11 protein-coding genes are annotated in these 12244 nt (G+C 64.9%); 3 read left to right on the forward strand and 8 right to left on the reverse strand.

Going from position 1 to position 12244, the window contains the following annotated elements; translation table 11 throughout:
* Positions 1-14: 14 nt before the first annotated feature.
* Genes ACSQ3P_RS18600 through ACSQ3P_RS18610 form a run of 3 tightly spaced genes read right to left on the reverse strand, consistent with a single transcriptional unit; the run spans position 15 to position 3647 of the window.
* Positions 15-1364: a dihydrolipoamide acetyltransferase family protein gene (locus ACSQ3P_RS18600; RefSeq protein ID WP_436166990.1), complete on the reverse strand. Its 1350-nt coding sequence runs from the start codon at positions 1362-1364 to the stop codon at positions 15-17.
* A complete protein-coding gene (locus ACSQ3P_RS18605; protein WP_436166991.1) occupies positions 1364-2380 on the reverse strand; it encodes an alpha-ketoacid dehydrogenase subunit beta in 1017 nt (338 codons plus the stop codon). The genes ACSQ3P_RS18600 and ACSQ3P_RS18605 overlap by 1 nt, the downstream gene beginning before the upstream one ends.
* Positions 2381-2384: 4 nt before the next feature.
* Positions 2385-3647, reverse strand: a complete 1263-nt coding sequence (locus tag ACSQ3P_RS18610; RefSeq protein ID WP_436166992.1) for a 3-methyl-2-oxobutanoate dehydrogenase (2-methylpropanoyl-transferring) subunit alpha — start codon at positions 3645-3647, stop codon at positions 2385-2387.
* 352 nt (positions 3648-3999) lie between these two features.
* On the opposite strand from ACSQ3P_RS18610, the gene ACSQ3P_RS18615 reads away from it, so the two are divergent.
* Positions 4000-4494 carry an Lrp/AsnC family transcriptional regulator gene (locus ACSQ3P_RS18615; protein WP_436166993.1) on the forward strand — a complete coding sequence of 165 codons (495 nt, stop codon included), beginning with the start codon at positions 4000-4002 and terminating at the stop codon, positions 4492-4494.
* A 114-nt stretch (positions 4495-4608) separates the two neighbouring features.
* On the opposite strand, the gene ACSQ3P_RS18620 is transcribed toward ACSQ3P_RS18615, so the two are convergent.
* Positions 4609-5865, reverse strand: a complete 1257-nt coding sequence (locus tag ACSQ3P_RS18620; RefSeq protein ID WP_436166994.1) for an aminopeptidase — start codon at positions 5863-5865, stop codon at positions 4609-4611.
* Positions 5866-6759: 894 nt separating this feature from the next.
* Here ACSQ3P_RS18620 and ACSQ3P_RS18625 point away from each other — a divergent pair.
* Positions 6760-6966 carry a hypothetical protein gene (locus ACSQ3P_RS18625; RefSeq protein ID WP_436166995.1) on the forward strand — a complete coding sequence of 69 codons (207 nt, stop codon included), beginning with the start codon at positions 6760-6762 and terminating at the stop codon, positions 6964-6966.
* Positions 6967-7209: 243 nt separating this feature from the next.
* Here ACSQ3P_RS18625 and ACSQ3P_RS18630 read toward each other — a convergent pair whose 3' ends face one another.
* Positions 7210-8229, reverse strand: a complete 1020-nt coding sequence (locus ACSQ3P_RS18630) for a glycosyltransferase family 2 protein (RefSeq protein ID WP_436166996.1) — start codon at positions 8227-8229, stop codon at positions 7210-7212.
* Positions 8230-8366: 137 nt separating this feature from the next.
* Here ACSQ3P_RS18630 and ACSQ3P_RS18635 point away from each other — a divergent pair, with 137 nt between their 5' ends.
* Positions 8367-9539, forward strand: coding sequence for a glycosyltransferase (locus ACSQ3P_RS18635; RefSeq protein WP_436166997.1), 1173 nt, complete (start codon positions 8367-8369; stop codon positions 9537-9539).
* Positions 9540-9557: 18 nt separating this feature from the next.
* On the opposite strand, the gene ACSQ3P_RS18640 is transcribed toward ACSQ3P_RS18635, so the two are convergent.
* From ACSQ3P_RS18640 to ACSQ3P_RS18650, 3 genes are all read right to left on the reverse strand, one after another.
* On the reverse strand, positions 9558-11027 hold the full coding sequence (locus tag ACSQ3P_RS18640) for a mannose-1-phosphate guanylyltransferase/mannose-6-phosphate isomerase (protein ID WP_436166998.1): 1470 nt from the start codon (positions 11025-11027) through the stop codon (positions 9558-9560).
* Positions 11024-11788, reverse strand: a complete 765-nt coding sequence (locus ACSQ3P_RS18645; protein ID WP_436166999.1) for a hypothetical protein — start codon at positions 11786-11788, stop codon at positions 11024-11026. The genes ACSQ3P_RS18640 and ACSQ3P_RS18645 overlap by 4 nt, the downstream gene beginning before the upstream one ends.
* Positions 11789-11899: 111 nt before the next feature.
* The gene (locus ACSQ3P_RS18650; protein ID WP_436167000.1) at positions 11900-12130 is read right to left on the reverse strand and encodes a hypothetical protein; all 231 of its coding nucleotides are present in this window, start codon (positions 12128-12130) and stop codon (positions 11900-11902) included.
* Between the last annotated feature and the right edge of the window lie 114 nt (positions 12131-12244).

Raw genomic sequence — 12244 nt, forward strand, 5'->3', positions numbered from 1 at the left:
ATGCGTTTCCGGCTTCAGACATCGATGAACAGCGTCGCCGGATTCTCCAGCAGCTCCTTGAGGCGCTGCACGAAGATGGCGGCGTCCCAGCCGTCGATGACGCGGTGGTCGAAGCTCGACGACAGGTTCATCATCTTGCGCGGCACGAAGGTCGTGCCGTCCCAGACCGGCCGGATCATCATCTTGTTGACGCCGACGATCGCGACCTCGGGATAGTTGATTACCGGTGTCGTCGCGATGCCGCCGAGCGCCCCGAGCGAGGTGATGGTGATGGTCGAGCCCGTGAGTTCGTCGCGCGTCGCGGTGCCGTCCCGGGCCCGTTCGGCGATGCGGTTGAGTTCGATGCCGCAGCCCCAGACGTCGCGCGCCTCGGCATGCTTCACCACCGGCACCATCAGCCCGGTCGGCGTCTGCGTCGCGATGCCGATATGGATGCCGGCATGCTGGTGGATGACGCCGGCATCGTCGTCATAGAGCGCGTTGAGGTTCGGCTGCTCCGAGATCGCCTTGACCATCGCCCGCATCAGGAAGGGCAGCAAGGTGAGCTTCGGGCGTTCGGGCGCAGGCTTTTTGTTCAGCGTCGCGCGCAAATCCTCGAGCGGGGTGACGTTGATCTCCTCGACGATGGTGATGTGCGGGATGCGCGACTTCGACAGCGCCATCTTCTCGGCGATCTTGCGCCTGAGGCCCACGACCTTGATGTCGGTGACGGCACTCTTCTGGGACAGGCCAGGCGCGCGCTCGGCCTCGGGGCCGCGCAGCAGGAAGGCGTCGAGATCCTCATGCAGGATGCGGCCGGCGGGACCTGTGCCGGAGAGCTGGCGCAGATCGATGCCGGCCTCGCGCGCCCTGAGGCGCACCGCCGGCGAAGCGAGCGGCTTTTCGCCGGGCGCGCGGCGCGGCGCCGGGTTTTGAGCGGTCGCCTGGACCACGCCGCGCGTCGGCTTGGGCACGGTCATCGCCTTGGGCGGCTCGACGGTTGGCGCGGGCTTTGACGCTTCGGCTTTGAGCGCTTCGGCTTTCGCAGCCGGGGCTTCGGCCGCCGCTGCCGGCTTTGAGCCGGGCTTGGGCGCTTCCCTGGGCGCTTCGGGCGCGGCTGCTGGCTCTTCCGCGCCGGCTGCGCCCGCGACCTTGAGCTTCACCAGGGCCGAGCCGATCGCGACGGTGTCGCCGATTTCGGCGCCGATCCAGGTGACCTCGCCATCGACGGGGGAGGGAATCTCGACCGTTGCCTTGTCGGTCATCACGGCGGCGAGCAGATCATCCTCGCGGATGATGTCGCCGATTTTGACGTGCCATTCGACCAGCTCCGCTTCGGCGATGCCCTCGCCGACATCGGGCAGCTTGATGATGCGCTCGGCCATCAGCGGCTCTCCATGATCTGGCGAAGGGCCGCCCCGACGCGAGCCGGGCCGGGGAAGTAGTCCCATTCCTGGGCGTGCGGATAGGGCGTGTCCCAGCCGGTGACGCGCATCACCGGCGCTTCGAGATGGTAGAAGCAGTGCTCCTGCACCAGCGCGGTCAGTTCCGCGCCAAATCCCGACGTCAGCGTCGCCTCATGCAGCACGATGCAGCGGCCGGTCTTCTGGACCGAGGTCAGGATCGCGTCGAGATCGAGCGGGAGCAGCGTGCGCAGGTCGATCACCTCCGCATCAATGCCGCTCTCCTCGACGGCGGCGAGCGCAACATGGACCATGGTGCCATAGGTCACGATGGTGACGGCCGAACCCTCGCGGCGGATAGCGGCCTTGCCGAGCGGCAGGGCGAAATGCCCGTCGGGCACCTCGCCCAGATCATGCTTCGACCAGGGCGTCACCGGACGGTCGTGATGGCCGTCGAAGGGGCCGTTATAGAGCCGCTTCGGCTCGAGGAAGATCACAGGGTCTGGATCCTCGATCGCCGCGATCAGCAGGCCCTTGGCGTCATAGGGATTGGACGGCACCACGGTCTTCAGGCCCGAGACATGGGTGAAGAGCGCTTCGGGGCTCTGGCTGTGGGTCTGTCCGCCGAAGATGCCGCCGCCGGTCGGCATGCGGATGACCAGCGGGCAGGTGAAATCGCCGGCCGAGCGGTAGCGCAGCCGCGCTGCTTCCGAGACGATCTGGTCATAGGCCGGATACATGTAGTCGGCGAACTGGATCTCGACGCAAGGGCGCAGCCCATAGGCCGCCATGCCGATCGCGGTGCCGACGATGCCGGCCTCGCTGATCGGCGCGTCAAAACAGCGATTGACGCCGTATTTCTGCTGCAGGCCATGGGTGCAGCGGAAGACGCCGCCGAAGAAGCCGACATCCTCGCCATAGACCACGACATTCTCGTCGCGTCCCATCGCGACGTCCAGGCCTGAGCGGATCGCCTCGATCATCGTCATCCGTGCCATCGCGTCAGACTCCGATCTGCTGGCGCTGCCGGCGCAGATGCGGCGGCAATTCGGCGTAGACGTCCTCGAACATGTCGCGGGCCGAGGGTTTCGAGCCGGAATGCAAGGTGCCGAAGCTCTCGGCCTCCTTCTGCGCGGCGATGACGGTCTCCAGGATCTCGGCTTCGGTCTGCTTGTGGCGCTCCTCCGACCAGGCCCCCGCTGCGATGAGATGGTTCTTCAAGCGGATCAGTGGATCGCCCAGCGGCCAGCCATCCGATTCATGCTTCGGCCGGTAAGCCGACGGATCGTCCGAAGTCGAATGCGCGCCGGCGCGATAGGTCACGTATTCGACCAGCGTCGGCCCGAGATTGCGCCGCGCCCGTTCGACTGCCCATTGCGCCACGGCATAGACCGCAAGGTAGTCATTGCCGTCGACCCGCAGCGCCGGAATGCCGAAGCCGAGGCCCCGCGCCGCGAAGGTGCCGGAGCCGCCGCGCGCGATGCCCTGGAAGGTCGAGATCGCCCATTGGTTGTTGACGACGTTGAGGACGATGGGGGCCTTGTAGGTCGAGGCGAAGACGAGCGCGGCGTGGAAATCGGATTCCGCCGTCGAGCCGTCGCCGACCCATGCGGCCGCGATCCTGGTGTCGCCCTTGATGGCCGAGGCCATGGCCCAGCCGACGGCCTGGACGAACTGGGTGGTGAGGTTGCCCGAGATCGAGAAGAAGCCGTGCTCTTTCGAGGAGTACATCACCGGCAATTGCCGGCCCTTCAGCGGATCGCGCTCATTCGAGTAGATCTGGCACATCATGTCGACGAGCGGGTAGTCGTGGGCGATCAGCAGGCCAGCCTGGCGATAGGTCGGGAAGTTCATGTCGCCGGGCGAGAGCGCGATGCGGAAGGCGCAGCTCACAGCCTCCTCGCCGGTGTGCTGCATGTAGAAAGAGGTCTTGCCCTGGCGCTGGGCCATCTGCATGCGGGCATCGAAGCTGCGCAGCGTCATCATGTGGCGCAGGCCGCGGATCAACTCGTCATGGCCGAGTTCCGGAACCCAGGGGCCGACAGCCTGGCCGTCGCGATCGAGCACGCGGATGATCGAATAGGCGAGATCGCGGATCTCCTTGGGGTCGACATCGACCGGCGGGCGACGCACCGAGCCCGCCTCCGGAATCACGACATTGGAGAAATCGGGCTTGCCGCCGGGGCGGCTCGCCGGCTCGGGCACATGGAAATGCAAGGGTGTTGGCGAACTGGGCGTTTGCGAACTGGGTGTTTGCCGACTCATGGCCGCACTCCTGCAAGGGCGGGCAACACGCCTCGCCGCCGGTCCCGGGGCAGATCAAACGCCCGCTCACGGCCGATGTCCACGGGGACCGGCGCGACGCGGCGGCGTGCCGTGGGCATAGCGAGCGGGATAGGCTGAACGGGTGAGACGACAGCGCAGAACGCGGCTTCGGCAGCGCTGCCGGCCGGTTCCTTGATCACGATCCGCCTCTGCGTGCGCTTCGTCACCGCTCTCTCCCTTGGACAAAAGGCTAGCCCGGCTCAGGAAAAGAAATCTCCCGTAAATGCCCGCGTTATGACATTCTGGCGGAATGATCTTCTGTAGATTGCGCCTTTAACAGAATGGATTCCCGATGGCTGCGAAACCCAAACGCCATGATGATCTCGACGCCATCGATCGGCGGATCCTGTCGGCGCTGCGGGCCGATGGGCGCCTGACCACGCAGGCGCTGGCCGAGAAGGTCGGGCTCTCGCCCTCGCCCTGCTGGACGCGGGTCAAGCGGCTCGAGGAGAGCGGCGTCATCGAGAACTATGTCGCGGTGCTCAACCACGGCGCGCTCGGGCTCAGCAACACCGTCTTCGTCGAGGTGACGCTCGACAAGCATGACGACAAGGTGCTCGACCTGTTCGGCGAGGCGCTGGCGCGGACGCCCGAGGTCATCGAGGCCTATCTTGTCACCGGCGACTATGATTTTCTGGTCAAGGTCGTGGTCAGTGGCACGGACCATTACGAGCGTTTCTTGCGCGAGACGCTGTATCGCCTGCCCGGCATCAGGCAGACGCGGACGACCTTCGGGTTGAGGGCGCTGAAGCGCGCCATCTCGGTCGACCCGCTGCAGATGCGCTGAGAGCCCGCTTGGAAACTCTAACCCTCATCCTGAGAGCCTGACCCTTTTCAGGCCAGCCCCTCAGGACAAGGGCTCAGGACGTATCCACACAGTCTCCGAGCGGGTCGGGGCGGCTTACGCCCATTCGCCTCGTCTGAAGACCGGCACGGCCGTGCCGTCGGCGCGCAGGCCGTCGATGTCGACCTGGTCCGAGCCGATCATCCAGTCGATATGGATGAAGCTCTTATTGCCGCCCTGCTCGGCGATCTGCTCGGGCGTCAGCTTCGCGCCGTCGATGAAGCATTTCGAATAGCACTGGCCGAGCGCGATGTGGCAGGCGGCGTTCTCGTCGAAGAGCGTGTTGAAGAACAGAAGCCCGCTTTTCGAGATCGGCGAGGAATGCGGCACCAGGGCGACCTCGCCGAGGCGGCGCGAGCCCTCATCGGTATCGAGCACCTTGTTCAGGACCTCCTCGCCGCGCGTGGCCTTGGCCTCGACGATGCGGCCCTCCTCAAAGCGCACCGCGATGTTGTCGATCAGCGTGCCCTGATAGGAGAGCGGCTTGGTGCTGGAGACATGGCCCTGGACACGCCGGGCATGGGGCGTGGTGAAGACCTCTTCGGTCGGGATATTGGCGTTGCAGGTGACGCCGTTCTTGGCGGTGGAGGAGCCGCCCTGCCATTCATGGCCGTCAGCCAGCCCAACCGTCAGATCCGTGCCGGGACCGCGGAAGCGAAGCGCCTGGAAGCGCTGGCCGTTGAGCCATTCCCTGCGGCTGCGCAGCGCGGCGTTATGGGCGGTCCAGGCCGCGATCGGATCGTCGAGATCGACCCGCGAGGCCGCGAAGATGGCGTCGGCGAGCTTGGCGACCGCGATCTCCTCGGCATCGTCGGGAAAGACCTGCCTGGCCCAGGAGGCGCTGGGATAAGCGAGGATGTTCCAGTTGATGTCAAAGCCGGTGATCTTCTCCAGCGCCGGGCGATAGGCGATGGAGTTGGCCTTGCTGGCGCGCCCGATCTTGGCTGCGTCCTCGCCCGAGAGCAGCATCGGATTGTCGCCGACGACGGCGAGCCGCGCCGTATTGTTGGCGAAGGCTTTTGCTACGCCCTCATGGAGCCAGCCGGCGGCGCGGTCGAAACTCTCATCGGGCGCGAAACGATAGCGCGCCAGCGTGATCTCCTCATCGGAGAAGATCGGCGTCACGAGGCCGGCGCCGGCCTTGTAGGCATGCTCGGCGATGCGGCGCACCAGCGGCAGCGCGGCGATCGGCGCCGTCAGGAACAGATCCTGGCCAGGCTGCAGGTTGAGCCCGACCCGGATGGCGACTTCGGCGAGCTTGTCGAGCTTCACAGGGTCGATAGCGGGAGAGGTGGCGCGCTGGTGCATGGTCATGGGAGATGGTCCGGCTCAGATTCGGGTGAGGCGCCCATTGCTCGCGGAAATCGCCGCCGGGTCAACCTCGCCGAGCCCCCGTCGGCGGTTGAAAGGAGGCGCTGCGATGAAAAGCGCGTGAGCGTCGGATCAAGCTCCTTGTCGATGCGTTGCGTCTTCAGCCAACGGAAACGCGGTGCGATGACCATCGAAACGGACGCGCAAGACCGGGCGGCGGAACAGCTGAAGGCTCCGGCAGACGGATGAAAAACGGGAGGCTCGGCATGAGGACAGCAATATTTGAGCGGAGCGAAGCGCGATGAGGTTGAGGCCCGCATTGGCGCTGTCGCTGGCCCTGCTCGCCGCGCTTCCAGCGAATGCGCAGCTTGTCGGGACGCCAGGCAATGGCCCGCTCACTCCCGATGGTCCTCGGCGCGGTCTTGGCCCACCCTCGATTACCGATAATGTGCCCGATCTCCGACTGCACTCGGATGGAGGCGGCATTCCCGGTGCGGGGCCGCCGATCGATTACGGACGCCGCGACATCGACCCCTATGGGCGCCGGCAATCGCTGGGGTATTTCGGCGCCGAGACAAACCAAGCCCCGCGGCTCGGGCGTCGCTGCCAAAGCGAGCGGAGGGTTTGCGTTCTGGCGAGCCCGGCGCCTGTCGGAACCGGATGCTCATGCCGCTTGCCGACTGGCGGCCGGGCACGGGGCCAGGTTGTCCGCTGAGACCTGGCGCGTCGCGCTAGGATCCGCACGAAATTGCGCGCGGCCGTTGAGCCGCAGGCCGCGCCGAGGGGCTCCAGATGCGAGGACTCCAAAATCAACGACTCGTGAGACAGCGCATCGCTTGCAGAAGCCGGGTGGCGGACTATCTCTCATTTAAAGGGGTCACTTGGCGGAGGGATACAATGCTCCACGAGAGACTGAGGGAGTTCCGGTGCAAATCGGTCGAGAAAGCGCGGGAAGCAGGCATCCCGGCTTATTTTCTTGATGAATCGGAAGGCGTTCTGCGTGTCCTGCCGGACGGCAGGAAAGAGCGCATTCTGGTCAGCGAAGGGCTGCCGGTCGTTCTGCCGGTAGGCCAAATGCCATTTCGGCAGGTCGGCCCAAGCTGATGGCCCTCCGCCCATAGCGGCGCTCTTGCATCGCCGCTATGGGTTTCACGCCACCCACCGTGAAATGTCCATCAGCATTCCGCATGTGCCACCGTTGGCCCCGCTTGCCGACGGCCTGGGAGGTGGAGGATCGAGCCAGCATCGCAGCCGGGCGTAACGTGAGAGGTTGCGACGTGAACCTCCGTATACGGTCGAAAAAGGGCCGCGCTTCGCGAGCGTCTGCTTCCATTCGGGTGGCCAATGTCAGATCGTGTTACCGATCAGCGTCTTCGTGAGCGCGCCAACTGACCGCTGCTCGGGGCGGTAGCGGATTTCGATGAGATGGCGAGACATGCCGGCGGGTAGAAGGGCGATGAGGATATGAAACAGCGAAAGCACAAATTTTTTGGGCAGTGAGAAGTACTCTTGAGCGACGACCCCAATCAACCGGGGAAGTTGGAAATAACGATTGGCGTCTCCGTTGATCGAAGCAAGGATCAGTTTCTTCTCCAGGTAAAAGAACGTTCGCTTGACATCGAGCTGCCGCGATTTCGAATCCTTGGGCATGACCATGTTGAGATGGTCGATCAGGTGCTCGAAGCGCTTCATGTGCTGTTCGATCTTGTCCGTGTCTATCGTGCGCCCCACCCCCGACATGTTGCGGCTGTGGACACGGTAAAGCCCGAGCTCCACCGGGAGAGATACGATCTCGCCGAAGAAGGGGGCGGCGAGAATGATGATCCCGTCAACCGCATCGTCATAATCGGCGTCGCGCAGCAATTCGCAGAGATCGCGCCTGAACACGTTCCCGGAGGTCGGCGGGCTTACATAGACACCTGTCCTGCGAACACGCTCCCTAAGGTTGCCGGGCTCGCGAATCAGCTCAGGTTCAGGAACCGCCGAACCCAGGGAGGTGCTGCCGCCGTCGACGCGGCTCAGGCAGAATTGCACCTTTGCGATCGACGGCTGCAGATGTGGGACGATCGTATCGAGCGCCCCCGGAGCGAGTTCGTCGTCGGCATCGAGGAACAACACGAACGGCGCCACCGTCTGATCGAGACCGAAGGCGCAGGCCCGGCGCTGGCCGCTATTCTCGATCCGGTAGGCGGTGACCCCCGTCCGGCTGATCACCTCCCATGAGGCGTCCGTCGAGCCGTCATCTATGACGACGAGTTCGCAATCGCTGCGGTTCTGCGCAACGACGCTGCGGATCGCGCGCTCGACATATTCGGCGTAGTTGTAGCAGTTGATTATCACCGCGATCTTGAACATCGAGCCGGTCATGCGCCGCTCCGCTAAGGCTTCGATTCCGGCGCCGTTCGCAATAGTGGCATGGTGGGCGCCACCGGGCGTCAAGCATCCCTTGGCGCAGACATTGCAAGAGCTGTACCGCAGAGCTGACCAGCCGGAGGCTTGGGTCGATGGCGATCGGGAGCGCGATGTCGGGCAGGAAGACCAGGCTTCTCTACATCGTTCCGCCGACCCGTTCGTTCGCGGGTATTGAGCGCGTCACCGACTCGATTTGCTCGGCATTGGCGACCGGTTACGAGCTGGATCTCGAGGTCTCCGTCCTCTACACCTCGCCTTTCGAGCAGATTATCGGCCAGCAACGGCCATACCACGTCATTCTGAGCTTCTCCAAGGGACGGCTCGATCTGCTGCGCCGGGTCAGGCGAACGATCGCCAATGGGCAATTTGACCTCGTCATCGTGCCGCAGGTCGAGCCGACGGCGGTCTTCTGGCTCTGCTGCCTCGGCATCCGGCGCCGCTTCATCCTCCATCTCCACGGAAATCCCAGGCTCGAGCGACGCTCGCTCAAGGCGAGCCTGCTGTTCGAGGCGATGCGGTTCCTGGTACTGCCGCGTCTCGCGCGCGTCTTCGGCACGTCGCCGCGCCAGCTCGAAGCCTTCCGGACCGACTACCCGAGCAGGGTCGAACATGTCTGGGTGCCCAATCCGGTGCGCTCGTTTGACATGCCGGCGCCGGCGCCAGCCCCGGGCAGTCCGGTCCGCTTCGTCACAGTCGGCCGCTTCACCTACCAGAAGGGCTACGACATCCTGCTGCGCGTCTTCGCGGCCTTCTGCGAGAAACGCGAGGGCGCCGAGCTGGTCCTCGTCGGCTATGGCGAAGAGGAGCCGACGATCCGTGCCTTGATCGACGAACTCGGCCTTGCCGGTAAAGTGACGATCGAACATCATCCCGACAGCCCGGCGATCCCGCTCTCGTGCAGCGACATCTATCTCTCGGGTGCACGCTGGGAGGGCTGGTCGCTCGCCATTTGCGAGGCGCTGCGGTTCGGGTTGCCTGTCGTCGCCTTCGACTGCGAGTTTGGACCAAGCGACATCATTATCGATGAGCGGATCGGCCGCCTCGTCGCGCCGGGGGATATGGCCGGCTTCGTCGCCGCGATGGTGTACTACCGCGACCATGCCGTGTCCGAGCGCCGCCATGCGCAGTATCGGGCCGATTACATCAATCGCTTCAGCCTCGACAAGGTTGTGCATGCGCATGCACGAGCCCTGCTCGCGGCCGCCGGGCGCGTCGAGCGGCCGCCGCTCAACACGGTGAACGCCGAACTCGCCGGAGCATCCTGACGAGGGAGCGGTTGCGGCTCACACCCGGCGATAGATGTCCTCGTAGCGAACGATGTCATCCTCGCCGAGATAAGAGCCGGACTGCACCTCGATGATCTCGAGCAGGATCTTGCCAGGGTTGGCCATCCGGTGGACGCAGCCGATCGGCAGATAGATCGACTCGTTCTCGTGCACGAGGATGGTCTCGTCGTCGCGCGTCACCTCCGCGATGCCGCGGACCACGACCCAATGCTCCGCACGATGATGATGGCTTTGCAGGGACAGCTTCTGGCCGGGATCAACGACGATGCGCTTGACCTGGAAACGGGCGCCGAGATCGAGCGTCTGATAATAGCCCCATGGCCGATAGACCCGGCGGGAGCTGACAACGGCTGGATGCCCGTCGGCCTTGAGCCGCTCGAAGGCGCCCTTGACCTCTTCGGCGCGATCGCGCTTCGTCACCATCACCGCATCATTCTCGACGATGACAACGGCGTCCTCGATGCCGACCAGAACGGTGAGCGGGCCGCTGCTCTGGACATAGCAATTGCGGCTGTCGACGAATTCGACATTCTCACCGCCGGTATTGCCGGTCTCGTCTCGCGCCGAAGCCTCCCAGACGCTCGACCAGCTGCCGACATCCGACCAACCGAAAGAGGCGGGCACGACACTTGCCAGCTCGGTCCGCTCCATCATGGCGTAGTCGATCGACTTGCGCGGCGCGGCACCGAAACGCTCGGCGTCGAGGCGATGGAAGCCGATATCCTCGCGCGCCTCCGCCACCGCTGCTATCGCCGCACTCGCCATGGCCGGCTCGTGCTTGGCGAGTTCGGTCATGAAGCTGTCGGCGCGGAACACAAACATCCCGCTGTTCCAGAGATAGCCTTCGTCGAGATAACGCGCCGCCGTTGCCGCATCAGGCTTCTCGACGAAGCTCACCACCTTGCGGGCGCCTTCGCTGCCCGGCTCCGGTCGGATGTAGCCATAGCCCGTAGCGGGCTTGTCGGGGATGATGCCGAACGTCACGAGCCGGCCCTGGGTGGCAGCCGCTGCGGCAGTCTCGACCGTGGCGTGGAACGCCGTGAGGTCGCCGATCAAATGGTCGGAAGCGAGCACGAGCAAGAGCGCGTGCGGATCGCGCTTCTGGACGAAACTCACGGCGGCGGCGATTGCGGGCCCGGAATCGCGGCGTGCCGGCTCGAGCAGGATCTCACCGGTCATCCCGACCTGCTTCATCTGGCTCAGCACAAGGAAGCGGAAATCGTCATGGGTGACGATCACCGGGGCGCGAAACAGCGGATGCCGGATTCGGCCGAGCGTCTGCTGGAACAGCGATTCCTCGCCAAGCAGCGAGATGAACTGTTTCGGAAAAGCTTCCCGCGAGGCGGGCCAAAGCCGCGATCCGGCTCCGCCGCAGAGCACGATGGGTACAATCGTATCGGCGATATTCATGACGGTCGAGGGCGCGGCGGCGACTATCGACGCCTGCGTAAGGGGGGCGAGCTTCACAAGGCCCTCACAGATGGTTTGAGCCGCTCCAAACCAGAGACGAGCAGCAGGCCGAGGCCAAGTCCAACGGCCTTGACCAAGACGTCGTGCAAGGTGCCGTGGCGTGTTGGTACCCAAGCTTGGGCGAACTCGAGCGTGACGACCGCGGCAAGACCGATGGTGAAGATCGCAATCCGTTGCCGAGGATAGCCGAGTGCGAACGCCGCCGCAGCGGCCAGGAAGGCAAGACTGCGCTCGACATCGGGCATCAGCCACGGCACCGATGGCCGCTGCTCGACGCCAGACACCGTCGCATAGACGATGACGCTCAGGAGCATCCAGGCGGAGAAGCGGGAGAGACGCCTGATCGCCGCTATCCGCGTCCGCAGCATGCGCAGAAACCACTGCAACAATCCGCCCGAGCCTGCCCACTGGCGTAACGCGCCGCCAACGCCCGAATCCTCGATCTCGACGCGCCAGGCGATGAGCATCGACCTTTGCGCCTGCAATTGCTCGAGCCGGCCGAAGGCCGCCATCATCTGCGCCTCTGCCTCGACCAGCTTGGCCTCGTCGGCCGGCTCACGGTCAAAATAGATGCCGTCCTCATTGCCCATCAGCGCTGCCGCGCGGGTGCGGGCCTCGTCGAGCCGGCCCGATAGCCCGGTGCGTTCGCGTTCGATCCCGGCAAGGGCCTGCCCGAGTTGCCGGTACAGCGGTCCGAGCCTGTCGAGATCCGTCTGGCGGTCGCGATGCGAATTACGAAACCGCGCCGGAAGCATCATTGCCCCGTCTCCCATCGCAATGGCTGGCGGCGGTCCGGAGCGCGATTGCGCCAACCACCCTTGCGGGGACGATCAGCAATTCATGTGCCAGAAAATCGGTCGCGCGGCCGATCAGCGCCGCGGGCGGGGCCCGAGGATATCGAGGACGCCGCGTGGCCGTTGCTCGTCGTTCGTCACGACCCGAGACCTGAGGGCGGTTAGCACGACAGCCAAAACAGCGACGGTCGCGCTGGCGACAACGGCGGTGGCGATCAACGCCACCAGCAAGCCGTGCGACCACATCAGCCAGAGGGTCAGTGCACCGCTGACAAGGGCCGCCAGGAATAAGACGATCAGCATCACTCGTGCTTTCGCGGCTCGCTATAGGCCCGTGACTATAGCTTCGCTCCTCTGCCCGCGAAAGGCTTCAGGGGCGCAAGGGATATCCACCAGACTGAGCCGTCATGGTTAAGGGCG

This window comes from Allobosea sp. LjRoot9, from assembly GCF_964252745.1.
In the GTDB taxonomy this organism is placed as follows: Bacteria; Pseudomonadota; Alphaproteobacteria; order Rhizobiales; family Beijerinckiaceae; genus Allobosea.